The 22,129-nt window shown below is 59.5% G+C and carries 20 protein-coding genes; 10 read left to right on the top strand and 10 right to left on the bottom strand.

Features of this window, described 5'->3' with window-relative positions:
* Positions 1-19 precede the first annotated feature (19 nt).
* The 6 genes from H8F22_RS19545 to metG all read right to left on the bottom strand — a co-directional run bounded on the left by H8F22_RS19545 (position 20) and on the right by metG (position 6,080).
* Positions 20-529, bottom strand: a complete 510-nt coding sequence (locus H8F22_RS19545; RefSeq protein ID WP_194940573.1) for an Rnf-Nqr domain containing protein — start codon at positions 527-529, stop codon at positions 20-22.
* On the bottom strand, positions 522-1,133 hold the full coding sequence (locus H8F22_RS19540) for an RnfABCDGE type electron transport complex subunit G (protein WP_027922852.1): 612 nt from the start codon (positions 1,131-1,133) through the stop codon (positions 522-524). The genes H8F22_RS19545 and H8F22_RS19540 overlap by 8 nt, the downstream gene beginning before the upstream one ends.
* Positions 1,130-2,119: an RnfABCDGE type electron transport complex subunit D gene (locus tag H8F22_RS19535; RefSeq protein ID WP_059182239.1), complete on the bottom strand. Its 990-nt coding sequence runs from the start codon at positions 2,117-2,119 to the stop codon at positions 1,130-1,132. The genes H8F22_RS19540 and H8F22_RS19535 overlap by 4 nt, the downstream gene beginning before the upstream one ends.
* On the bottom strand, positions 2,106-3,320 hold the full coding sequence (rsxB, locus tag H8F22_RS19530) for an electron transport complex subunit RsxB (protein ID WP_194940572.1): 1,215 nt from the start codon (positions 3,318-3,320) through the stop codon (positions 2,106-2,108). The genes H8F22_RS19535 and rsxB overlap by 14 nt, the downstream gene beginning before the upstream one ends.
* The gene (locus tag H8F22_RS19525) at positions 3,317-3,886 is read right to left on the bottom strand and encodes an electron transport complex protein RnfA (protein ID WP_027922855.1); all 570 of its coding nucleotides are present in this window, start codon (positions 3,884-3,886) and stop codon (positions 3,317-3,319) included. Before H8F22_RS19525 ends, rsxB begins: the two co-directional genes overlap by 4 nt.
* A gap of 142 nt (positions 3,887-4,028) precedes the next feature.
* Positions 4,029-6,080, bottom strand: a complete 2,052-nt coding sequence (gene metG / locus H8F22_RS19520; RefSeq protein ID WP_027922856.1) for a methionine--tRNA ligase — start codon at positions 6,078-6,080, stop codon at positions 4,029-4,031.
* A 328-nt stretch (positions 6,081-6,408) separates the two neighbouring features.
* Here metG and apbC point away from each other — a divergent pair, with 328 nt between their 5' ends.
* A complete protein-coding gene (gene apbC, locus H8F22_RS19515) occupies positions 6,409-7,503 on the top strand; it encodes an iron-sulfur cluster carrier protein ApbC (RefSeq protein ID WP_027922857.1) in 1,095 nt (364 codons plus the stop codon).
* Between the two features lie 137 nt (positions 7,504-7,640).
* Here the strand turns inward: apbC and H8F22_RS19510 are convergent, their stop codons facing one another.
* Positions 7,641-8,399, bottom strand: coding sequence for an SDR family oxidoreductase (locus H8F22_RS19510; protein ID WP_027922858.1), 759 nt, complete (start codon positions 8,397-8,399; stop codon positions 7,641-7,643).
* Positions 8,400-8,564: 165 nt separating this feature from the next.
* On the opposite strand from H8F22_RS19510, the gene H8F22_RS19505 reads away from it, so the two are divergent.
* The 4 genes from H8F22_RS19505 (at position 8,565) to groL (ending at position 12,072) form a co-directional block, all read left to right on the top strand.
* On the top strand, positions 8,565-9,296 hold the full coding sequence (locus H8F22_RS19505; RefSeq protein ID WP_027922859.1) for a HugZ family pyridoxamine 5'-phosphate oxidase: 732 nt from the start codon (positions 8,565-8,567) through the stop codon (positions 9,294-9,296).
* A 66-nt stretch (positions 9,297-9,362) separates the two neighbouring features.
* Positions 9,363-9,839 carry an FxsA family protein gene (locus tag H8F22_RS19500; protein ID WP_027922860.1) on the top strand — a complete coding sequence of 159 codons (477 nt, stop codon included), beginning with the start codon at positions 9,363-9,365 and terminating at the stop codon, positions 9,837-9,839.
* Between the two features lie 246 nt (positions 9,840-10,085).
* Positions 10,086-10,379 carry a co-chaperone GroES gene (locus tag H8F22_RS19495; protein WP_019827816.1) on the top strand — a complete coding sequence of 98 codons (294 nt, stop codon included), beginning with the start codon at positions 10,086-10,088 and terminating at the stop codon, positions 10,377-10,379.
* A gap of 49 nt (positions 10,380-10,428) precedes the next feature.
* A complete protein-coding gene (gene groL / locus H8F22_RS19490; RefSeq protein ID WP_027922861.1) occupies positions 10,429-12,072 on the top strand; it encodes a chaperonin GroEL in 1,644 nt (547 codons plus the stop codon).
* Positions 12,073-12,233: 161 nt separating this feature from the next.
* Here the strand turns inward: groL and H8F22_RS19485 are convergent, their stop codons facing one another.
* Together H8F22_RS19485 and H8F22_RS19480 are read right to left on the bottom strand one after the other, a co-directional pair.
* A complete protein-coding gene (locus tag H8F22_RS19485) occupies positions 12,234-12,977 on the bottom strand; it encodes a phosphatase PAP2 family protein (RefSeq protein WP_194940571.1) in 744 nt (247 codons plus the stop codon).
* A 54-nt stretch (positions 12,978-13,031) separates the two neighbouring features.
* Positions 13,032-14,981 (bottom strand): LTA synthase family protein, encoded by a 1,950-nt coding sequence (locus H8F22_RS19480; RefSeq protein ID WP_194940570.1) that lies wholly within the window; start codon positions 14,979-14,981, stop codon positions 13,032-13,034.
* A gap of 205 nt (positions 14,982-15,186) precedes the next feature.
* On the opposite strand from H8F22_RS19480, the gene colR reads away from it, so the two are divergent.
* From colR to H8F22_RS19455, 5 genes are all read left to right on the top strand, one after another.
* Positions 15,187-15,870, top strand: a complete 684-nt coding sequence (gene colR / locus H8F22_RS19475) for a two-component system response regulator ColR (protein ID WP_007948597.1) — start codon at positions 15,187-15,189, stop codon at positions 15,868-15,870.
* Complete coding sequence (locus H8F22_RS19470; protein WP_194940569.1) at positions 15,860-17,143, top strand: sensor histidine kinase; 1,284 nt, start codon at positions 15,860-15,862, stop codon at positions 17,141-17,143. The genes colR and H8F22_RS19470 overlap by 11 nt, the downstream gene beginning before the upstream one ends.
* A gap of 161 nt (positions 17,144-17,304) precedes the next feature.
* Entirely contained in the window at positions 17,305-17,973 is a 669-nt protein-coding gene (locus tag H8F22_RS19465; protein ID WP_027922865.1) for a class I SAM-dependent methyltransferase, read from the top strand.
* Positions 17,974-17,977: 4 nt separating this feature from the next.
* Positions 17,978-18,691 carry a lipopolysaccharide kinase InaA family protein gene (locus H8F22_RS19460; RefSeq protein WP_194940568.1) on the top strand — a complete coding sequence of 238 codons (714 nt, stop codon included), beginning with the start codon at positions 17,978-17,980 and terminating at the stop codon, positions 18,689-18,691.
* 2 nt (positions 18,692-18,693) lie between these two features.
* On the top strand, positions 18,694-18,921 hold the full coding sequence (locus H8F22_RS19455; RefSeq protein WP_081743926.1) for a hypothetical protein: 228 nt from the start codon (positions 18,694-18,696) through the stop codon (positions 18,919-18,921).
* Positions 18,922-19,086: 165 nt separating this feature from the next.
* Here the strand turns inward: H8F22_RS19455 and H8F22_RS19450 are convergent, their stop codons facing one another.
* Positions 19,087-22,122 carry a multidrug efflux RND transporter permease subunit gene (locus H8F22_RS19450; RefSeq protein ID WP_027922867.1) on the bottom strand — a complete coding sequence of 1,012 codons (3,036 nt, stop codon included), beginning with the start codon at positions 22,120-22,122 and terminating at the stop codon, positions 19,087-19,089.
* Positions 22,123-22,129 lie beyond the last annotated feature (7 nt).

Genomic DNA, 22,129 nt, shown 5'->3' with positions numbered 1-22,129 from the left:
TTCCCTAAAAAACAGTCAATCAATGTGAGGGCGTCGAGCGAGCCCATGCCTGACGTGCGGCAATCAACACTCCCAGCAGGATGAACCCGCCGGGGACTAGCGTGGCGAGGTGCAGACCACCGTTGCCAAGGAGCTCTCGCAGCAGGCCCAGGCCCAGCATCAATGCGCCAAACACGGCGCATAGGCGCAAGCGATCACGGCGCGGGCTCTGGAAGAAACCGTTGTATTCCAGCACAACGCACTGCAGGGCGATCAGTCCTGCGTAAAGGGCCACAGGCTGGTGCGATTGAAGTGACAACACTTGTGCGGCCATTTGCGCGCAGCTGGTGAGCGTGGCGGCCAGCAGGATACTGGCAAGCAAGCGGGCGGACGGCACCAGTCGCGATCGCAAGGCCCACATGCCAATGCCGTAAGCACTGATGACCACGATGAACATCAGCCACAGTCCCAGCGCCGCCGTCCAGGAGGTCGTGGCGCCGATCAGGGGCGCCAGCAACAGTGAGTTTTGCAGGGTCGATGACTTAGTCATGGGCGCCACTCCCGATCAATTGATCGCGGTGTTCATCGAAGTAGCGCAAGGCGTCATGAATGGCGCTGATCACCGCCCTTGAAGTGATGGTCGCCCCTGCCACCTGATCGAATTGTCCCTGATCCTTTTTCAAGGCCCAGCCCGTGTCGCCGGGGTCGTTGCGGGACTTACCGGTAAACACCTGAAGCCATGCGTTCGGCCAGTCGGCGATCTTGCCCCCCAGCCCCGGCGTTTCCGATTGCTTGAGGGTTTTGACCCCCAACAACTTACCGTTGGCATCGATGGCAATCATCAACTCGATTTTGCCTTCATAGCCCAGAGTCTGGCTGCGCAGCAATACCGCGCTCGGCTGGCCGGCCTTGGTCGCCAGGTTGCCGCCCAGCAGCGTGCTGTTGGCCAACGGGATGTTGGCGAGGTCGAGCGGCTGTTCCAGTGGTTGATTGTCGTAGTTTTCCGGCGGTAGCAGGTCCAGCAGGTTGCGACTGTCGATCAGCCGTTGTTCTGCCGCAATGCGCGGGGCGCTGCTGTGGTGCGCGAAGTAAGTCGCGCCGATTCCCAATCCGGCCAGTAACACCAGAATCACCACACTGGACGCTCGGTTCATGGGGTCACTGGCTCCTGCCTGGACGCGATAAAACGCTCCAGCGCCGGTACACAAAGGTTCATCAGCAGCACGGCAAATGCCAATCCGTCCGGATAACCGCCCCAGGTCCGTATCAGGTAAGTCAGCAAGCCGACACCGAGACCAAAGAGCAATCGGGCACCTGCGTTTTTTGCCCCGGACACCGGTTCAGTGACAATGAAAAAAGCCCCCAGCATGGTGGCTCCGGTGAGCAGATGAAACAGCGGTGAGCCATGGGAATCGGAGCCCGAACCGTTCCAGCACAGCAGGCTGATGACAAACAGGCTGGCGAGCATGCCGACCGGTGCATGCCAGCTGAACACTCGACGTTGCAGGAGAAAGAGGCCGCCGGCGAGAAAAGCCAGGTTGACCCATTCCACGCCGCGTCCGCCGAAATGACCGAATGCCGGGTTGCCGGCAAAGAGTTCGTCCATGGTCAGGCTTTTGTTGATGCGCAGGCTGTCCAGTGCGGTGGCCTGGGCCCAGGCGTCTGGTGTCGCGCTGAGGTTGAAGCCGAATATCTGTTGCAGGCCGCCGAGCAAGTCCATGCCGTGGGAGGATGGCCAGTGCGTCATCTGTTGGGGAAACGTCACCAGCACCAGAGCGAAACCGAGCATCGCCGGGTTGAACGGATTCTTGCCCACCCCGCCATACAACTGTTTGCCGAGTATCGCGAACGCCGCTGCACAGACCGTCAACCACCACGGACAGTACGGCGGCAATGCCAGCGCCAGCAACGTCGCACTGACCAGCGCGCTACCGTCGCTCAACGTGGGTTTGAGCGGACGCCGGCGAAGTCGCAACACGGCACCTTCAACCGCCAGCGCGGTGGCGGCCGCCAGTATCAGGTTGATCAAGACGCCCCAGCCATACAGCCAAAACAACGTCAGCATCCCCGGCACGGTGGCCAGCAACACCAGCTTCATGGCCTGCTGGAGGCGTTCGTCCACCGATTCAAGGGGCGACATAGGCATCCACCTGGCGCTGGGCTTCCAGCAGCCGCGCGCGGGCCTTGGCGATCAATTCGTTCGGGGTGTCCGCACCTCGTTCGAGTTTGCTGACGTCGGCACGGGCGTAGGCCAATTCGGTTTTCAGCTGTCGAAGCTGGCTGTCGATGGGGCGCTTTTCGATGCGTGTCAGGTCCGGCAGCGGTTGTTCACTCGCCGCTTCCGCGACGTGCAACGCCTGTTCCGCCTCATTGAGCGCTTGTTGCAGGGCTTCGAGCTGTTCGGCCGGTGCTTCGTTGGTCTGGGCTTTCTTGAGTTCGGCGCGACGCATGGCCAACTGAATCTTCGCCCGCTTCAACTCGGCATCCTTCGCCGGGACCACTGGCGTCGGGGGGGCTGCTGAAGTGCTTTCCAGTTGCGCCAAAGCCTGTTCGGCGGCCTCGAACTGTTGTTGCAGCACGATCAGTTGCGATTGCTGCTCGAAGGTCGGTGGATGCCCGAAGGCCTTGAGCGACTTGTTCAGCTGCGCCCGACTCATCGCCACATCGATCTTGGCCTTTTTCAACGCCGCATCAGCGTTCGCCGCTTTTTGTGCGCGCACGCGTTCAAGCGCCGCTTGCACCGGGTCAGCCGTCGTCACTTCACTGTGTGCAACAGCGCGTTGGGCGCGGGCCTGACGTTCTGCGATTTTCTGTTGTTCCTCGCGCTGCAAGCGGGCGTTGCGTTGTTCAAAGCGGCGCCTTGCATGGTTGCGTTTGGTGGCGCGAGCGCGTTGCTCTTCAAGGCTGAAGGCCAGGCCTCCGACAATCGGCAGTACCGTGGCCAGCGGCAACGGGCGCATCTCGATGCAGTCCACCGGGCAGGGCGCCACGCAGAGGTCGCAACCGGTGCATTCGTCGATGATTACCGTGTGCATCAACTTGGCCGCGCCAACAATGGCGTCGACCGGGCAGGCCTGGATGCATTTGGTGCAACCGATGCATTCGGCTTCGCGAATATAGGCAATCTGCGCCGGGGCTGAACCGCGACTGGTGTCCAGTTCCAGCACCGGTACTTTCAACAGGTCGGCCAATGCCGCAATGGTCTCACTGCCGCCGGGCGGGCACTTGTTGATCGGCTCGCCGCTGGCGATGCCTTCGGCGTAGGGCTTGCATCCGGGGTGGCCACACTTGCCGCATTGAGTCTGCGGCAGGAGGGCGTCGATGCGTTGAATCAGACTCATGTTTTGATCAGTCCGCTAAATCCGAGAAATGCCACTGCGATCAGTCCGGCGCCGATCAGCTCGATCGGCAGGCCACGAAAGGGCAGGGGGATATCGTTATCGAGTGTGCGCTGGCGCAAATCGCTGAACAGGCTCAGCACCAGCCAAAACCCCAGCCCGGCGCCGAGGCACAGGAAGGCGGCGTGAAAGAATCCCTTGTCGTCCTGAGCGTTGAGTAACGTCAACCCGAGCACGCCAGCATTGCCCAAAAGAAGCGGCCAGAGCCCGTCGAACACCAATCTGGGCAACAGCCGCGACAGCGCTTTCAACAATGGTGAGATCAGCAACACGCTTAAGGGCAGGAACACGAAAAGACGCAGCGAGGTCAGCTCCAGCGGCACCAGCATCCAACGGTCAGCGCTATAGCCCAGCGTGCCAACCAGCAGCATCAAACAGGTGGTCGCAATGCCCAGTGCATGAACTTGCCGATGCGCGTTGCCCAGTAGCGGATCGGCGCCCAGCGGCCAGTGCAACACGACATTGTTGATCAGGGCAGCGCTGATAAGCGTAAGAAGTATCTCGGTCATGATCGTGCCGGCAAGAACGGGGGCTTTTTAACGAGTGGTCTAAAAAGCTTAGGCATTATCCGGCAAGGACGGAGGGTGGGCCAGATATGAAAATCCCACAGTCGCGTCAGGCACGACTGTGGGATCGGTTTACAGCACGACCTTACTTGATGCGCTGACCCGGCTTGGCGCCGCTGTCAGGGCTGAGCAGGTAGATTTCTTCACCGCCAGGACCGGCCGCCATCACCATGCCTTCGGAGATGCCGAACTTCATTTTTCGTGGCTTGAGGTTGGCGATCATCATGGTCAGGCGACCATCGAGCTTGGACGGGTCCGGGTAAGCACTCTTGATCCCGGAGAACACGTTGCGTTGCTCGTCACCGATGTCCAGGGTCAGGCGCAGCAACTTGTCGGCGCCTTCCACGTGTTCAGCCTTGACGATCAGTGCGACGCGCAGGTCGATCGCAGCGAACGCGTCGAACTCGATCTCTGGCGACAGCGGATCCTTGGCCAGTTCGCCGTTGCCGGCCGGTGCAGCTTCGCCGGTATCGGTTGCGCTGGCGGTCAGGTCTTCTTTCGACGCGTCGCTCATGGCCTGCACTTTCACCGGGTCGATACGGGTCATCAACGGCTTGAACTCGTTCAGCTGGTGGTTGCTGAGCAGGGTGGCGTGGTCGTTCCAGGTCAGCGGTGCGACGTTCAGGAACGCCTCGGCGTCGGCGGCCAGCAACGGCAGGACCGGCTTGAGGAAAATCACCAACTGGCGGAACAGGTTGACGCCCAAGGCGCAGATGGCCTGGACTTCGTCCTGCTTGCCTTCCTGTTTGTTCAGCGACCACGGGGCCTTGTCGGCGATCCAGGCGTTGGCACGGTCGGCGAGGCCCATGATTTCACGCATGGCGCGGGCGAAGTCGCGAGCCTCGTAAGCCTCGGCGATGCTGGGCGCAGCAGCCAGGAACGCGTCGGTCAGCTCAGGTGCGGCATTACCGGCCACCAGTACACCGGCGTTGCCTTTATGGATGAAGCCGGCGCAACGGCTGGCGATGTTGACGACTTTGCCGACCAGGTCCGAGTTGACCTTCTGCACGAAGTCTTCGAGGTTCAGGTCGAGGTCGTCGACGCCACGGCTCAGCTTGGCCGCGTAGTAGTAGCGCAGGTATTCCGGCGACAAGTGATCCAGGTACGTCCGGGCCTTGATGAAGGTGCCACGGGACTTGGACATTTTCTGACCGTTGACGGTCAGGTAGCCGTGCACGTTGATGCCGGTCGGTTTGCGGAAGCCCGCGCCTTCAAGCATCGCTGGCCAGAACAGGGCGTGGAAGTTAACGATGTCCTTGCCGATGAAATGGTACAGCTCGGCGGTGGAGTCCTTGCCCCAGAACGCGTCGAAGTCCAGTTCCGGCGTACGGTCGCACAGGTTCTTGAAGCTGGCCATGTAGCCGATCGGCGCATCCAGCCAGACGTAGAAATATTTGCCCGGCTCGTCTGGAATCTCGAAGCCGAAATACGGCGCATCGCGGGAGATGTCCCACTGTTGCAGGCCGGCGTCCAGCCATTCGGCGATCTTGTTGGCCACGGCGTCTTGCAGGGTGCCGCTGCGGGTCCAGGTTTGCAGCATTTCCTGGAAGTCCGGCAGCTTGAAGAAGAAGTGCTGGGAATCCTTGAGCACCGGCGTGGCGCCAGAGATCGCCGACTTCGGGTCCTTCAGGTCGGTGGGCGCGTAGGTCGCACCGCATTTTTCGCAGTTGTCGCCGTACTGGTCTTCGGTGCCGCACTTCGGGCAAGTGCCCTTGATGAAGCGGTCGGCCAGGAACATTTTCTTTTCCGGGTCGAAGTATTGCGTGATGGAGCGCTGGGCAATGTGCCCGGCGTCGCGCAGCTTCAGGTAGATCTGGCTCGACAGCTCACGGTTTTCTTCGGCGTGAGTGGAGTGGAAGTTGTCGAAGTCCACCAGGAACTCGGCAAAGTCGGCGCTGTGTTCAGCCTGGACGTTGGCGATCAGTTGTTCCGGGGTGATGCCTTCCTTTTCCGCGCGCAGCATGATCGCCGAACCGTGGGCGTCGTCGGCGCAGACATAAATGCATTGGTTGCCGCGGTGCTTCTGGAAACGCACCCACATATCGGTCTGGATGTATTCCAGCATGTGGCCAAGATGGATCGAACCATTGGCATAGGGCAGGGCGCTGGTGACGAGGATCTTGCGTGGCTCGGACATGGGGCTCGGCTACTTGATGAAACGGAGGTCGGCCACTATAAAGCGCCGGCGCATATTTTTCACCCCGTCAGCCTGTTTCCGGTTGCATCGAATGCCCAAACCTGTGAACAGGCAGTAACAGCGTGAAAATGCTTGTGTGTGGCGAGGGAGCTTGCTCCCGCTGGGTGGCGAAGCCGCCCCAAACCCTGCAACCCGTTTTCGGCGGAAGGAGTGCGTCTGCCTGATTGCGACTGCTTCGCAGCCGAGCCGGAGCAAGCTCCCTCGCCACAAATGTATGTCCGGCGTAGGATACCCGCCTGATTTTCCAGTCTTGCTATCGGAGTTGCCCATGAGCGCCGTCAATCGCGCAGCGGTGGAAGCCGTCCTTCGCCAATACACCGACCCTTACCTGAACCAGGACCCGGTCAGCGCCGGATGTGTACGTAATATCGACATCCAGGGTGATCGTGTCAGCGTCCAGCTGGAGTTGGGTTACGCCGCCGGCCTGTTCAAGAGCGGCTGGTCGCAGATGCTGCAAATGGCTATCGAAGGCCTCGACGGCGTAACGACGGCCCGTGTCGACATCACCAGCGTGATTGCCGCGCACAAGGCTCAGGCGCAGATCCCGGGGTTGGCCAACGTGAAAAACGTGGTGGCCGTGGCGTCCGGCAAGGGCGGCGTGGGCAAGTCCACCACCGCCGCGAACCTGGCGCTGGCGCTGGCCCGTGAAGGTGCCAAGGTCGGGATTCTCGACGCGGACATCTACGGTCCGAGCCAGGGCATCATGTTTGGCATCCCCGAAGGCACCCGACCAAAGGTCAAGGATCAGAAGTGGTTTGTGCCGATCGAGTCCCATGGCGTTGAAGTGATGTCGATGGCGTTCCTGACCGACGACAACACGCCGATGGTCTGGCGCGGGCCGATGGTCTCCGGTGCGCTGCTGCAACTGGTCACCCAGACCGCATGGGGCGACCTCGATTACCTGGTCATCGACATGCCGCCAGGCACCGGTGACATTCAGCTGACCCTGGCACAGAAAGTCCCGGTGGCCGGTGCCGTCATCGTCACGACCCCGCAAGACCTCGCGTTGCTGGACGCGCGCAAAGGCGTGGAGATGTTCCGCAAGGTCAATATCCCGGTGCTGGGCGTTGTAGAAAACATGGCCGTGCACATCTGCTCCAACTGCGGGCATGCCGAGCATCTGTTTGGTGAAGGCGGGGGTGTGAAGCTGGCCAACCAGTATGGCGTCGAACTGTTGGCCTCGTTGCCGCTGGCGATGGCCATTCGCGAACAGGCCGATGGCGGCAAGCCAACCGTGATCGCCGAGCCGGACAGCCCGATTGCGTTGGTGTATCAGGAACTCGCTCGCCACGTCGGCGCGCGGATCGTGTTGCAGGAAGCGGCGTCGCCGGCGATGCCGAACATCACCATCAGCGACGATTGATTCGCTGATGGTGATGTTGTAGCAGCTGCCGAGGCACGAGGCTGCGTTGGGCTGCGCAGCGGCCCCCGAGGGCGGTCCTGCGGACACACAACGCAGCCTCGTGCCTCGGCAGCTGCTACAGGGTTTTGGGTGTTGCCTTAGATTCGCAACCCGCCATCCATTTCGAGGATCCGGCCGGTGTAGTAGTCGTTCTCGAAAATGTACGCCGCCGAATGGGCGATCTCTTCCGGTTTACCCATGCGCTTGAGCGGAATACCGGCCGTCATTTTCTCCAGCGCTTCAGGCTTCATGCCCAGCGTCATTTCGGTTTCGATAAAGCCCGGGGCGATGCCCGCCACGCGAATGCCGTAGCGCGCCAGTTCCTTGGCCCAGGTCACGGTCGCTGCCGCCACGCCAGCCTTGGCGGCCGAGTAGTTGGTCTGGCCAACGTTGCCGGCACGGGAAATCGAGGAGATATTGATGATCGCGCCGCTGTTGTTCAGCTCGACCATTTTTGCCGCGACTTCACGGGTGCACAGGAACACGCCAGTCAGGTTGACGTCGATGACCGCCTGCCATTGGGCCAGGCTCATCTTGGTCATTTCGCCGTCCTTGACCTTCAACAGCAGGCCGTCGCGCAGGATGCCGGCGTTGTTGATCAGGCCGTGGATCGCACCGAAATCTTCGGCGACCTGGGCGACCATGTGGGTCACTTGCTCTTCATTGGCGACGTTGCACAGGTAGCTGCGCGCCTCGACGCCCTTGGCCTTGCACGCGGCGACGGTGTCGTCGAGTTTTTCCTGGTTCAGGTCCACCAGCGCCAGCTTCGCGCCTTTACCTGCGAAATACTCGGCCATCGAACGGCCTAAACCCTGGCAACCGCCAGTGATAATGATTACTTTGTCAGTGAGTTGCATTCGCATGCCCCAATAGCAGGTCAGAGTGGTTTCCTAGTAGAGGGCCTCTCGATCTGCGCCTGATGTGGCCTGGCTGCACATGAGAACTGCCCCGACGGCGTACTGGATACTTATCCCCAGGCGCCTGTCCGTTTTTTCGACGGATTCTATATAAGGAGTCATAAATTGAGCGTTGAAGCGGCCAAGAATGCCCGAGAATTGCTTCTCAAGGAATACCGGGGAGTGCTTTCGACCCACTCCAAGTCGATGCCGGGGTACCCGTTTGGCTCGGTGGTTCCTTACTGCCTGGACGAGCAGGGCCGGCCGCTGATCCTTATCAGCCGCATCGCCCAGCACACGCACAACCTGCAAAAAGACCCGAAATGTTCGCTGTTCGTGGGCGAGCGCGAGGCCGATGACGTGCAAGCCGTTGGTCGGCTGACGTACCTTGCCGAAGCAGAAAAGCTCGAGGACGAAGCGGCCATTGAAGCGGCCGCCGAGCGTTACTACCGCTATTTCCCTGAATCGCAGAGCTATCACAAGGCTCACGATTTCGATTTCTGGGTGCTCAAACCCGTGCGTCACCGCTACATCGGTGGCTTCGGCGCAATTCACTGGGTTGATCACCTGACTCTGGCCAACCCGTTTGCCGGCAAAGCCGAGGTGAGCATGGTCGAGCACATGAATGCCGATCACGCCAAAGCCATCGCGCACTACGTCGACCTGGCGGGCCTGCCGAAAACCGAACCGGCGCAACTGGCCGGCATCGACACCGAAGGCATGCATTTACGCATCGGTCAGGCGCTGTATTGGTTGCCGTTTCAAGCACCTTGTAATACGCCGACACAAGTCCGGGAAGCCTTGGTTTTCCTGGCTCACGCCGAGCATTGGCCCAAAAAAGAAGTCGCCGACGCTTGAATTCACGAAAGGGCGACGTCATCTAAGGCTAACTGGCAAGGCATTCTTGCGTTGAGGAACCATTTGATGCGCCCTTTTTTATTGCTCTTTGTACTGTTCCCGGTGTTGGAGCTATTCGTATTCGTCAAAGTCAGTGGCGCCATCGGGTTTTTCCCGGCCTTGCTGCTGATCATTCTCGGCTCGATGCTCGGCGTATTCGTGTTGCGCATCGCCGGTCTGGCCACTGCGCTGCGTGCCCGTGAAAGCCTGAATCGCGGCGAGCTGCCGGCCCAGACCATGCTGGAAGGGTTGATGCTGGCCCTGGCAGGCGGTCTGTTGATCCTGCCGGGCTTCGTCTCTGACGTGCTGGGTCTGATCATGCTGCTGCCGATCTCCCGTCGACTGCTGGCCAACAAAATGCGCCAGCGCGCCGAAGAAGCCGCGATCCGTCAGCGTGCCTTCGCCGACGACCTGCAGCCGCGTGGCGGTCCTGCTCCACGCGAGCCGCTGGGCCGTGAGCCCAATGTGATCGAAGGCGAGTTCGAACACCGCGACCCCCAGTAAAACGTTTCACCTGCACGGCACCTTCGGGTGCCGTGTCTGTTTCGGGTCATCGATGTAAAAAATTTCGATCCCCGCCCTTGTAATAAGCTTATGCGCCCTTATGTAACGGTCACCGCAAGGTTTCTGGCGATCACGCCAGACAGACTTCCGCGTCTCGCTTGTCGAGCCGCACCCGGCACCGCCGGATTTGTTAAACCCGCCGGGAATACACCGGCCGATGAAAACCACAATTAGGAGAGATCGACAATGAAGCTTCGTCCTCTGCATGACCGCGTCGTCATCCGTCGCAGCGAAGAAGAAAAGAAAACCGCTGGCGGTATCGTCCTGCCAGGTTCGGCTGCTGAAAAAGCCAACAGCGGCGAGATCCTCGCTGTCGGTACCGGCCGCGTGCTGGACAACGGTGAAGTGCGTGCACTGGCCGTTAAAGTGGGTGACAAGGTTGTGTTCGGCCCGTACTCCGGCAGCAACACCGTGAAAGTTGACGGCGAAGACCTGCTGGTAATGGCTGAGAACGAGATTCTCGCTGTTATCGAAGGCTGATACCCCGCTCATTTTCCCGCTACTACAAAGTATTTAAGGAATATCGATCATGGCTGCTAAAGAAGTTAAATTCGGCGACTCCGCCCGCAAGAAAATGCTCGCCGGTGTGAACGTCCTGGCTGACGCAGTAAAAGCGACCCTGGGCCCTAAAGGCCGTAACGTGATCATCGAGAAGAGCTTCGGCGCTCCGACCATCACCAAGGACGGCGTTTCCGTTGCCAAAGAAATCGAGCTGAAAGATCGCTTCGAAAACATGGGCGCGCAGCTGGTCAAAGACGTTGCCTCCCGTGCCAACGATGACGCAGGTGACGGCACCACCACCGCTACCGTTCTGGCTCAATCGATCGTCAACGAAGGCCTGAAAGCCGTCGCTGCCGGCATGAACCCGATGGACCTGAAGCGCGGTATCGACAAAGCGACCATCGCGATCGTCAAAGAGCTCAAAGCCCTGTCCAAGCCTTGCGCTGACACCAAGGCAATCGCTCAGGTCGGCACCATCTCGGCCAACTCCGACAACTCCATCGGCGACATCATTGCCGAAGCCATGGAAAAAGTCGGTAAAGAAGGCGTGATCACCGTTGAAGAAGGCTCGGGCCTGGAAAACGAACTGTCGGTTGTTGAAGGCATGCAGTTCGACCGTGGCTACCTGTCCCCGTACTTCGTCAACAAGCCAGAGACCATGACTGCTGAGCTGGACGGTCCGCTGATCCTGCTGGTCGACAAAAAGATCTCGAACATCCGCGAAATGTTGCCAGTACTGGAAGCCGTTGCCAAAGCCGGCCGTCCACTGCTGATCGTGGCCGAAGACGTTGAAGGCGAAGCCCTGGCGACTCTGGTTGTGAACAACATGCGTGGCATCGTTAAAGTCGCAGCCGTCAAGGCTCCAGGCTTCGGCGACCGTCGCAAGGCCATGCTGCAGGACATCGCTGTTCTGACTGGCGGTACCGTTATCTCCGAAGAGATCGGCCTGAGCCTGGAAAGCACTACCCTGGAACACCTGGGTAATGCCAAGCGCGTGATCCTGTCCAAAGAAAACACCACCGTGATCGACGGTGCCGGCGTTGAGGCTGACATCCAGGCTCGCGTTCTGCAGATCCGTCAGCAAGTGGCTGACACTTCGTCCGACTACGACCGTGAAAAACTGCAAGAGCGTCTGGCCAAGCTGTCCGGCGGCGTTGCAGTGATCAAGGTTGGCGCCGGTTCCGAAGTTGAAATGAAAGAGAAGAAAGCCCGCGTTGAAGACGCCCTGCACGCTACCCGTGCAGCCGTTGAAGAAGGCGTGGTACCTGGCGGCGGCGTGGCACTGGTTCGCGCTCTGCAGGCTATCTCCGAGCTGAAAGGCGACAACGATGACCAGAACGTTGGTATCCAGTTGCTGCGTCGCGCTGTTGAAGCGCCACTGCGTCAGATCGTTGCCAACTCCGGCGACGAGCCAAGCGTAGTGGTCGACAAGGTCAAGCAGGGTTCGGGTAACTACGGTTACAACGCTGCGACCGGCGAATACGGCGACATGATCGAAATGGGTATCCTGGACCCGGCTAAAGTGACTCGTTCGGCTCTGCAAGCGGCTTCGTCGATTGCCAGCCTGATGATCACCACTGAAGCCATGATCGCCGAGATCAAGGACGACGCACCAGCTGGCGGCGGCATGCCAGACATGGGCGGTATGGGCGGCATGGGCGGCATGATGTAAGCCAGCCTTACCCCTGTACTAAAAAACCCCGCCTGCGAAAGCAGGCGGGGTTTTTTATTGCCCCTCATATCGGGCCAGTCAGGAGACCGCGTCGCCGCCCTCGCGGGTAAGCCACGCTCCTACAGGTACGGCGTGATCCCTGTAGGTTTTTGATCTGTGTTTCAGGCGTTGACTGTTTTCGCTTTGGCCATCGACGCAACTTTGGAAGCAGGTCGGTAAAGCACGTAGTAATACGATCCCAGGCAAATCAGCCAGCAGAAAATCGCAGTCCATACGTTGTGCGAAAAGAAGTGCGCACCCTGCATCATCCGGCCAATCGAGAACACCGAGCCCAAGGCGAAGGCGAAGACAAACGCCGCGCGCGCCATGCGCGTACGACGGTCACGCAACACAAAGAACAGGGCAAACAGGGTGAAACCGGTGGCGGCATGACCACCGGGCCAGCAGCGGCCAGGTTTATTCGTGTGCGGGCGAGGGCTCAGCAATTCGCTGTAGGTCTCGTGGCCGCCAAACTGCTCAAGGCTCCATGGGCATTGCACCGCCGTCACTGCTTTCATGGGGGTGACAAAAGAAGTTGCCAGACCCAGCGACAGCACCAGACAGCCCAGTTCCCGTTTGAATGGCTTGAGCTTGTCCACGAAGAAAGAGGCGATAAAGCCGATGATCGCAAACACGGAAAAGGCGATGACTACCTGCTTGGCGCGGTCATGCAGGATGTCTTCCAGGAAGTAACTGTGGCGTCCGATGAAATCCCCTGCCACTGGATCGTAGAACAGCTTGGCGAGGTCCATGTCCAGGGACGTCAGTTCGAGCAGTACCAAAATGATCGCCGCGACGGCGGGCACGCCCAGGCACACCCAGAAATTGAGCGGGCGTGAGGCAGGACGGACAACGGTTGATGACATGGTGGATCCTGAACAAAGGAAAAACCCCCGGGGCATCAGCCCGGGGCGATTCGGTTAACGTTCGCTGACTTGGCCGGCACCCTCCTTGGGCGCCTTCCAGCCAAGCAGCTGTTGCTTGAAGCCATAACTGGCCGTTTGGTAATAAGTAATCGCCCGGGTGATCAATGGATCATTGGCCGTGGCACGGGACTCGCGACTCTCTGTCAGCGCGTCATCGTGACGGCGCAATCCTTGGCGCGGGCTAAGGATCGCCAGATCCTTGCCGTCAAACAACCCCAGGTGTTGATAATTGCCAACCACCACGCGTGGCGGCAGTGGATTGTCCTGCAACAGGTTGCGACCAAAGAATGTCGACTCGTAATCCAGATTCAGCAAGCCCAGTAACGTGGGGGCGAGGTCGATCTGGCTGGACAATTGTGCCGTCTCTCGGGCTTCGATCAACTTCGGTGCATAAATGAACAGCGGAATCTGGTAGTTGGTGATCGGCAAATCTTCTTTACCGGCGCTGCCCGCGGTGTGGTCGGCGACGAAGACGAAGATTGTATTGTCAAACCACGGCTTTTTGCGTGCCTGATCGAGGAACTGACCAATGGCATAGTCGGTGTACTTCACTGCGCCGTCACGGCCATTGCCGGATTTGATGTCGATCCGGTTATCCGGGTAGGTATAAGGGCGATGGTTGGACGTGGTCATCAGTTGCAGCAGGAACGGCTGTTGCTTCGCATAGTCGGCGTCCGCCAGTTTCAGCGTCTGCGTGTACAGGTCTTCATCGGCCATGCCCCAGGCGTTCTTGAAGTGAATCTCGGCTTCATCGACGCTGCTCTGGTCGACCACGCGGTAACCGTTGCCGCTGAAGAACGCGTTCATGTTGTCGAAGTAACCGCGTCCCCCATAAACGAACACGCTGTCGTAACCCACGGCCTTGAGCTGTTGGCCGAGGCTGGCAAAACCGCTCTCACGGCCTATGCGCTTGACGATCGAGCGCCCCGGCGTTGGCGGAATGGCCAGCGTGATGGCTTCCAGGCCGCGATCCGTACGGGTGCCGGTGGCGTAGAAGTTGTTGAAATACAGGCTCTGCTGGCGCAGGGCATCGAGGTTAGGTGTCAGGTTACGCTGGTCGCCATTGCTGCCCATGTACTTGGCACTGAAGCTTTCGATGGTCACCAGCACGATGTTGGGTTTGCGCAGCGTGCCGGGGTTATCGATGTCCCGGCGGATGTCTTGCGGGTCATTGCTGACAAAACGTGCATTGGGCTCGCTGAGCTCGGCCCGAATCTGCTGAGCGACAACGTCGGCCGGCAGCGTGCTGTAGAACTGCGGGTAATCCAGATCGTTGTTACGGAACGCTGCGAAAAACTGGTACGGGCCATTGCTCGACAGCTCGTTCTGGTAGGCGTTACCGCCCTGGGCGCGAGGTGAATCCTGACTGAGCAGTTGCAGGCTCAAACCGGCGACGATCAATAAACCCAAGGCATTCAGCAGACGCCCGCGCAACGGCGGCAACGGGGCGCTCATCGCGGCATTGAAGGGTTTACGCAATACGAAGCTCAAGCCGACCGCCAGGACCGCGAGCAGGCTCAACAATTTGCCGATCGGATAGGACTCGAGCAGGTTGTTCAGCACTTCATCGGAATACACCAGGTAGTCGACGGCGATGAAATTGAAGCGCACGCCAAATTCATCCCAGAACAGCCATTCGGCCACTGCGGTGAACAACATGGCGAACAGGCTGACCGTCAGCAGGCCCTGAAGCAACCAGCGATGACCGCGGCGACGCCACAGCGTCGGTGGGCACAGCAGCAAGTAGAGGCCCATGGGCAATGCCGCGTAGGCAATAAAGCCCAGGTCATACAGCAAGCCGATGCCGAACACCGACAGGAAGCCGCTGCCGGCCTCGTCCAGGTGTGTGAAGAGCAGCACCGTTCGTGTCAGAAAGAAAATCGCCAGCCAGGCGCCGGTGACCAGCAAGAGAAAGCGCATTGGCGCCGTCCTGAAAAAGTCCATTGTGTATACCTTCCTTATTATCATTCAGCGCGGAATTCTCGCCTGGATGCTGTTGCCAGGGTGTGAATCGATAGTGAAAAAGGTGTCAACCGTACCATTTGCGTGCACAAATTGATTCTGCGAAGCGAAACCCTAGTCCTCAGCCACACTTGGCCTTAAGCTGCGCGGGCCAAGACGGCTGTTACTGTGTTACCGAGGAGTGCCCATGCGAATTCTATTGGTTGAAGACAACCGCGATATCCTGGCCAATCTGGCTGATTACCTGGGCCTCAAAGGCTACACCGTGGATTGCGCACAAGACGGTCTGTCCGGCCTTCACCTGGCGGCCACCGAGCATTACGACTTGATCGTGCTCGACATCATGCTGCCCGGCATCGACGGCTATACCCTGTGCAAACGCCTGCGCGAAGACGCCCGCCGCGACACGCCGGTGATCATGCTCACCGCCCGCGATCAACTCGACGACCGGCTACAAGGCTTCAAGTCCGGCGCCGACGATTACTTGATCAAACCGTTTGCCCTGTCTGAACTGGCCGCCCGGATCGAGGCGGTGATGCGTCGCACCCAAGGTGGCGGCCGTCGCACGTTGCAGGTCGGCGATCTGGCCTACGACCTCGACACCCTGGAAGTGACCCGCGAAGGGCGACTGCTGAAACTCAACCCGGTGGGCCTGAAGTTGCTGGCCGTGCTGATGCAGAAAAGCCCGCACGTGCTGCGCCGGGAAATTCTCGAAGAAGCGCTGTGGGGCGATGACTGCCCGGACAGTGACAGCCTGCGCAGCCACGTCCATCAACTGCGTCAGGTGATCGACAAGCCGTTCGCCAAGCCATTGCTGCAAACCGTTCACGGTGTGGGTTATCGCTTGGCCGAGGGCCGTGATGGAGTTTAAGCAGAGCCTTGCTCAACGGATCATCATCGCCTTTGCGCTGATGAGCGCATTGGTGGCCGGTGCCTTTGCCATGGGCATTGTGGCAACCGTACACGTGGTGGAAGAAAAGCTGATTTCGTCCGGACTGGGTGGCGATCTGCAGCGTCTGTTGCTGATGGACAGCATGTCGGACTGGAGCCACCGCCCCGAGCCGGATCAACTGTTCTACTTCAGTGGCGGGGCAGGGGATTTCGAGCTGCCCAAGGATCTGCGCAACCTCGATTCGGGTTTTCACGAAGTTTTCCGCGATCAGCTGTCGTATCACGCCATGGTCGAAATCGTCGACGGTCGGCGCTATGTGCTGCTTCAAGACCAAAGCGATTTCGAAGAGCGTGAGCGGGTGCTGTTTGCCGTGGTGCTGGTCGGCTTCGTCCTGAGCCTGGCGCTGGCGGTTTTTCTCGGCTGGGTCCTGGCGCGCAAAGTCATGGCGCCCGTGGTACGACTGGCCCGCCAGGTCCGCCATCGCGATCAACTGTTGGGGCTGGCGCCGCCGCTGGCACCGGATTATGCCGCAGACGAAGTGGGCGAACTGGCCGTCGCCTTCGACGCCACCCTGGGGCGTTTGCGCCAGGCGCTGACCCGCGAGCGCCTGTTTACCAGTGACGTCAGCCACGAACTGCGTACGCCCTTGATGGTGTTGGCCAGTTCCTGTGAATTACTGCTGGAAAACCCCGGGATCGATCAGCGCGGCCACGCCCAGGTCGAACGCATTGCCCGGGCCTGTGAAGAGATGCGTGAACTGGTGCAAACCTTCCTGATGCTGGCCCGCGCACAACGTGAAGACGCCAGCATGTCGCCGCAGCAGAACCTGAAACAGGTTGCCGACGGCTTGCTCACGCTGTGGCGAGAACCGATCGAAACCAAGGGGCTGAAACTGATTTTCGAACCGGGTCCCCCTCCATCTGCCAGTTACAACGCAACGCTCCTGCATGCGGTGATGGGCAACCTGTTGCGCAACGCGCTGCATTACACCGAACACGGTTTCATCCGCCTGACCCTCACCGCCACGGGGTTTGTGGTCGAGGACAGCGGGGTGGGCATTCCCGAAGAAAAACGCGAGGCGATGTTCGAGCCGTTCGTGCGGGGTTCGGAAAAACGGGGTGAGGGTCTTGGTCTGGGGTTGTCGCTGGTGCAGCGGATTTGTGAGAACCAGGGCTGGACCGTCAGCCTGACGACCATGGAGCCCAATGGCTGTCGTTTTCAGGTCGAATTAAACGCATCGGAGGCTGGTTGAGTGAACGGTTGCAGTTCGATGGCCCTGAGCTATCGTTGTTATCCTGTAAAACCTTGAAATAGTTCGGGGTTTCCCTCAACGAAATTTTCACAAATGAATGACCTGACTCTGACACTAGACTACCTAAGGTTGGTGACATCAGCATTTCAGGAGACCTGATGATGGACGGCCCGATCAAACTCGATTTTTCCGAAAAATACGACGATCAACACGCTAAGCGTTATCTGCAAAAGCATCAGGATGGCCTCGGTCGCAAACTGTCCCACTGGCGCGACGTACAGCTGGCACGCAAGGCGCTGGCGCTGGCCGGCGAGCCCGGACTGGTACTCGACCTGCCCTGCGGTGCAGGGCGTTTCTGGCCAATGCTGGCGGAAAAGGCTAACCGTGCAATCATCGGCGCCGACAACTCTGAATCAATGGTGAAGATCGCTTGCCAGGCACAACCCGCCGACGTGGTGAAACGGGTACAACCCTTGCACACTTCTGCCTTCGACATCGCCTTGCCTGATAACGCCGTCGACAGCATTTTCTGCATGCGTTTGCTGCACCACATCGGTGAAGCCGAGCATCGACTGGCGATTCTGCGCGAATTCGAACGTGTCACCCGTGACAGCGTGATCATTTCGTTGTGGGTGGACGGCAACTTCAAGGCCTGGAAACGCAAGCGTTCAGAAGCGCGGCGTGGGCAGGAAGGTTACCAAAACCGCTTTGTGTTACCGGCTGCAACGGTAGAAAAAGAATTCGAGCAAGCGGGTTTCCGCATCCAGGAAAAACTGGACTTTATACCGCTCTACGCCATGTGGCGCGTTTACGTATTACGCAAGAGGTAACAGGATGGCAGTGCAATGTGCAGCAGAAACGGAAGTCGCTCCCAAGGACCGCTTCGACTTTTTCTGGAATCAGCGTGGTGAATGGGTAGAAGAACCCAACGTTCGCCGTGGTGGGGAAAGTGGCGTGCAGCGCGTCATGGGCAGTGATGGACAACTGCTCTATGGCAAGCGCCAGACCGGCCACATCTATCGCAGCTGGCTGCATCCGTTTGGCCGTCCGACTGTGTTGCGCGAGCAAGATGCACTGATCGGCCTGCGCAAGCTTGGCGTGCGTGTTCCTGAAATCGTTTTCTGCGGCGCACAGCGCGACCCTGTGCACAAATGGCGCGCGTTGCTGGTGACCAAGTCGCTGGATGGCTTCGAGGAAATCGAACACTGGTACGCCGGTGGTGGTCGCGAGCGCCATGGCGAGGCGGTAAATGATCGTGTGTTGAAGGATTTGGCCGAGAACCTCGCCCGCATGCACAAGGGGCGTTGGCAGCACAGCTGCATCTACATCAAGCACGTGTTCTTGCGAGTGACCGGCGAAGGCGAATCGGCCAAGGTCGAAATCGCCTTGATCGATCTGGAGAAGTGCCGACAGCGTATGACCGCTTCCCAAGCGGCCGCGCATGACATGAAGCAACTGCGTCGCCATTCGTCATTCAGCGATGCGGACTGGAAAAAACTCGTCTACTTTTATGAGACGGCGTTTGGCAGCGCTATCAAAGGTTTATAGCGATGAAACTCGAAATTGCACGAGGTTTGTTTTTAGTTGGAGCCTTGGCAGTTGCTTCATTGGCGGTGGCTGCCTGGGAGCAGCCACGCACGCAGGTCCTCAGTTCAGTGAGCAGCGATGCTCACTGTCCATTACCACGCGCTATCAAAGCCTCCGTTGCTGCGCAACCTGACCATGATTTGCTGTTGCTCATGTTCGGGCTTGCCCAGGGAATGAGGCCGCAAAGTTGACCAGATTGAAGCCAAAATAAAAGGCCTCGCATGTGCGAGGCCTTTTTTTTTGCCCAAAACAAATCCCCTTGTAGGAGTGCGCCTGCTCGCGATAGCGGTGTGCCAGTCACCAGTGAAGTCGACTGATCCACCGCTATCGCGAGCAGGCTCACCCCTACAGGGGGGTTATACGTGTTCTTTGGGGGCGGGTTTGGCCAGCAAGGTGTAGATGCACGGCAGCACGAACAAGGTAAACAACGTCCCGATCGACATCCCCGTAGCAATCACCGTCCCGATATCAAACCGGCTCACCGCCCCCGCGCCCGTGGCAAGGATCAACGGCACCATGCCAAACACCATCGCAGCCGTGGTCATCAGCACAGGGCGAAGCCGGATCGCCGCCGCTTCCTCCACCGCTTCGCGAGCCGTCAGGCCTTTTTCCTTGCGCAGCAGGTTGGCGAACTCGACGATCAGGATCCCGTGCTTGCTGATCAGTCCGATCAGCGTCACTAGCCCGACCTGGGTATAAATGTTCATGCTCGACCAGCCGAGGAATAGCGGAATCAGCGCCCCGCAAATCGACAGCGGCACGGTCACCAGAATCACCAGCGGGTCGCGATAGCTTTCAAACTGCGCAGCCAGTACCAGAAAGATGATTGCCAGCGCCAGGGCAAAGGTGACCCACAGCGCACTGCCTTCCTGAACGTATTGCCGTGATGCGCCGCCATAGTCGACGGCGAAGCCCGCCGGGGCTTCTTCCCGGGCGATCTGCCGCACGGTGTCGAGGGCTTCACCCATGCTGACCAGCGGCACCCCGGAAAGGATGGCCGAGTTGAGTTGCTGGAACTGGTTCAGCTGTCGCGGTCGCGCCCGGTCGGTGACGGTGATCAGGGTCGACAAGGCCAGCAATTCGCCCTTGTTGTTCTTCACGTAATAGTTGTTCAGCCAGTCCGGGTTATCCCGGAACGGGCGTTCGACCTGCGCGATGACCTTGTAACTGCGGCCCTCGATGGTGAAACGGTTGATTTCCGCCTCACCCAGCAACGTCGCCAGGGTTCCGCCCAGGTCTTGCATGGACACGCCCATCTGCGCCGCTTTGGCGCGGTCGATATCGACCACCACTTCCGGTTTGTCGAAGGCCAGGTCGACGTCGACGAAGGCGAACTTGCCGGACTCCATGGCACGCTTTTTCACCCGGTCCATGACCTGTAACAGCAACTCGTAATCATTGGCCGTGTTGATCACGAACTGAAACGGCAGGCCTTCGCCGGTACCGGGCAGGGAGGGCAGGTTGAAGCCGAAGATCTGCAACCCGGCGATGCTCTCCAGTTTGCGCTGGACTTCGGGCAGGATCGCCATCTGTGTGCGGTGGCGTTCATTCCACGGTTTGAGCAGGAAACCGCCAATCCCCGATTGCACGCCGTTGAACCCATTGATCTGGAACGAGGAGTAGTACTCGGGAAACGCTTTGAAAATGGTGATGAATTCGTCGGTGTAGGTGTTCAGGTAGTCGAGGTTGGCCGGTTGCGGGGCGTTGGCCAACATGAAAATGATGCCCTGATCCTCGTCGGGTGCCAGCTCCGACTTGGTGAATTTGAGCAGCACCGGGATCAGGCAGAGCACGATCAGCGCAAACACCAGCACCACCGGCCGGGTGTTCAGGGTGCCGTGCAGCAGGCTTTGGTAGCGACGCTTGAGTCCTTCGAAAATCAGGTCGAGGCGGTGGGCGAGGCCGCTGGGGTTTTCGTCGTGGCGCAGCAAAAAGGCGCACATCATCGGCGACAGTGTCAGCGCCACCACGCCGGAGATCACCACCGCCCCGGCCAGGGTCAGGGCGAATTCCTTGAACAACGCGCCCGTCAGCCCGGTCAGGAAACCGATGGGCGCATAAACCGCCGCCAGGGTGATGGTCATCGAGACCACTGGCATCGCAATTTCACGGGCACCTTCGATGGCCGCGTCAAAAGGCGTTTTGCCTTCTTCGATGTGCCGGTGAATGTTCTCCACCACGACGATGGCGTCGTCCACCACCAACCCAATGGCCAGCACCATCGCCAGCAGCGTCAGCAGGTTGATCGAGTAACCCATCATCTGCATGAAAAACATCACGCCGATCATCGACAACGGAATGGTCACCACCGGAATCACCACCGACCGCAGCGCCCCGAGAAACAGGAACACCACGACGATGACGATCAGCACCGCTTCGAACAGGGTTTTCACCACCTCATCGATTGAGGCCTGGATGAACAGCGTGGCGTCGTAGGCGATTTCACCTTTGAGGTTCGGCGGCAACTGGGCTTCCAGGTCCGGCATGATCTTGCGCACTTCCTTGATCACGTCCAGCGGGTTGGCGCCCGGCGTGGCCTTGATGCCGATGTACACCGAGGGGGTGCCGCCGAAGGAACTGATGGTGTCGTAGTTTTCCGCGCCCATTTCCACCCGCGCGACATCGCTGAGCAGCACGCGGCTGTCGCCGTCGACCTTGAGCGGAATCGCAGCAAAGGCTTCGGCGGATTTGAGCTCGGTGTTGGCATTGATGCTGGTGACGACGTATTCGCCTTTCACTTCGCCGGCGGCGGAGAGGAAGTTGTACTGGCGGACCGCGTTGGTCACGTCGCTGGCGCTCAGGCCGAAACCGGCCAGCTTCACCGGGTCCAGCCACAGGCGCATGGCAAACACCTGATTGCCGAGAATCTCGGCTTCGGCCATGCCGGGCAGGGTGGCCAGTTTCGGCTGGATGACCCGCGACAGGTAATCGGTGATCTGCGGGTTGCTCAATTCCTTGCTGAAGAAACTGATGTACATGAGTGCCGAGGCGTCGGCCGCTTCCTTGCTCAGCACCGGGTCTTCGGCGTCTTGAGGCAGCCGGTTCTTGACCTCGTTGGCCTTGGCCAGCAGTTCGGTGAACAAGCGGTCGCTGTTGGAGCCGATACGCGCGTAGATCGAGATCACCGAGAAGTTCTGGCGACTGACCGACGTCATGTAGTCGATACCCTCGGCACTCGCCAGACTCTGCTGCATCGGTTGGGTGATGTAGCCCTGGATGGTCTCGGCGTTGGCCCCGGGGTACGCCGTGGTCACCGTGATCAGGGCGTTTTCCATTTGCGGGTATTGGCGCAGCGGCAACTTGCTCCAGGCCTGGAAGCCCAGCAGCACTATCAACAGGCTGACCACGGTTGCGAGGACCGGGCGGCGGATGAACGGGTCGGTAAAAGCCATGGGGATT

Origin of the sequence: Pseudomonas mucoides, from assembly GCF_015461845.1 — a bacterium.
GTDB classification, from domain to species: domain Bacteria; phylum Pseudomonadota; class Gammaproteobacteria; order Pseudomonadales; family Pseudomonadaceae; genus Aquipseudomonas; species Aquipseudomonas mucoides.
This window is presented reverse-complemented; position numbering and strand designations above follow the sequence as displayed.

Bases quoted from the DNA above. Each gene is read 5' to 3' on its own strand.
- H8F22_RS19480 (WP_194940570.1), bottom strand. From the start codon at position 14,981: ATGGACTTTTTCAGGACGGCGCCAATGCGCTTTCTCTTGCTGGTCACC.
- H8F22_RS19455 (WP_081743926.1), top strand. From the start codon at position 18,694: ATGAAACTCGAAATTGCACGAGGTTTGTTTTTAGTTGGAGCCTTGGCA.
- H8F22_RS19470 (WP_194940569.1), top strand. From the start codon at position 15,860: ATGGAGTTTAAGCAGAGCCTTGCTCAACGGATCATCATCGCCTTTGCG.
- H8F22_RS19540 (WP_027922852.1), bottom strand. From the start codon at position 1,133: ATGAACCGAGCGTCCAGTGTGGTGATTCTGGTGTTACTGGCCGGATTG.
- H8F22_RS19545 (WP_194940573.1), bottom strand. From the start codon at position 529: ATGACTAAGTCATCGACCCTGCAAAACTCACTGTTGCTGGCGCCCCTG.
- H8F22_RS19510 (WP_027922858.1), bottom strand. From the start codon at position 8,399: ATGCAACTCACTGACAAAGTAATCATTATCACTGGCGGTTGCCAGGGT.
- apbC (WP_027922857.1), top strand. From the start codon at position 6,409: ATGAGCGCCGTCAATCGCGCAGCGGTGGAAGCCGTCCTTCGCCAATAC.
- H8F22_RS19460 (WP_194940568.1), top strand. From the start codon at position 17,978: ATGGCAGTGCAATGTGCAGCAGAAACGGAAGTCGCTCCCAAGGACCGC.
- H8F22_RS19500 (WP_027922860.1), top strand. From the start codon at position 9,363: ATGCGCCCTTTTTTATTGCTCTTTGTACTGTTCCCGGTGTTGGAGCTA.
- rsxB (WP_194940572.1), bottom strand. From the start codon at position 3,320: ATGAGTCTGATTCAACGCATCGACGCCCTCCTGCCGCAGACTCAATGC.
- H8F22_RS19450 (WP_027922867.1), bottom strand. From the start codon at position 22,122: ATGGCTTTTACCGACCCGTTCATCCGCCGCCCGGTCCTCGCAACCGTG.
- metG (WP_027922856.1), bottom strand. From the start codon at position 6,080: ATGTCCGAGCCACGCAAGATCCTCGTCACCAGCGCCCTGCCCTATGCC.
- H8F22_RS19495 (WP_019827816.1), top strand. From the start codon at position 10,086: ATGAAGCTTCGTCCTCTGCATGACCGCGTCGTCATCCGTCGCAGCGAA.
- groL (WP_027922861.1), top strand. From the start codon at position 10,429: ATGGCTGCTAAAGAAGTTAAATTCGGCGACTCCGCCCGCAAGAAAATG.
- H8F22_RS19485 (WP_194940571.1), bottom strand. From the start codon at position 12,977: ATGTCATCAACCGTTGTCCGTCCTGCCTCACGCCCGCTCAATTTCTGG.
- H8F22_RS19535 (WP_059182239.1), bottom strand. From the start codon at position 2,119: ATGTCGCCCCTTGAATCGGTGGACGAACGCCTCCAGCAGGCCATGAAG.
- colR (WP_007948597.1), top strand. From the start codon at position 15,187: ATGCGAATTCTATTGGTTGAAGACAACCGCGATATCCTGGCCAATCTG.
- H8F22_RS19525 (WP_027922855.1), bottom strand. From the start codon at position 3,886: ATGACCGAGATACTTCTTACGCTTATCAGCGCTGCCCTGATCAACAAT.
- H8F22_RS19465 (WP_027922865.1), top strand. From the start codon at position 17,305: ATGGACGGCCCGATCAAACTCGATTTTTCCGAAAAATACGACGATCAA.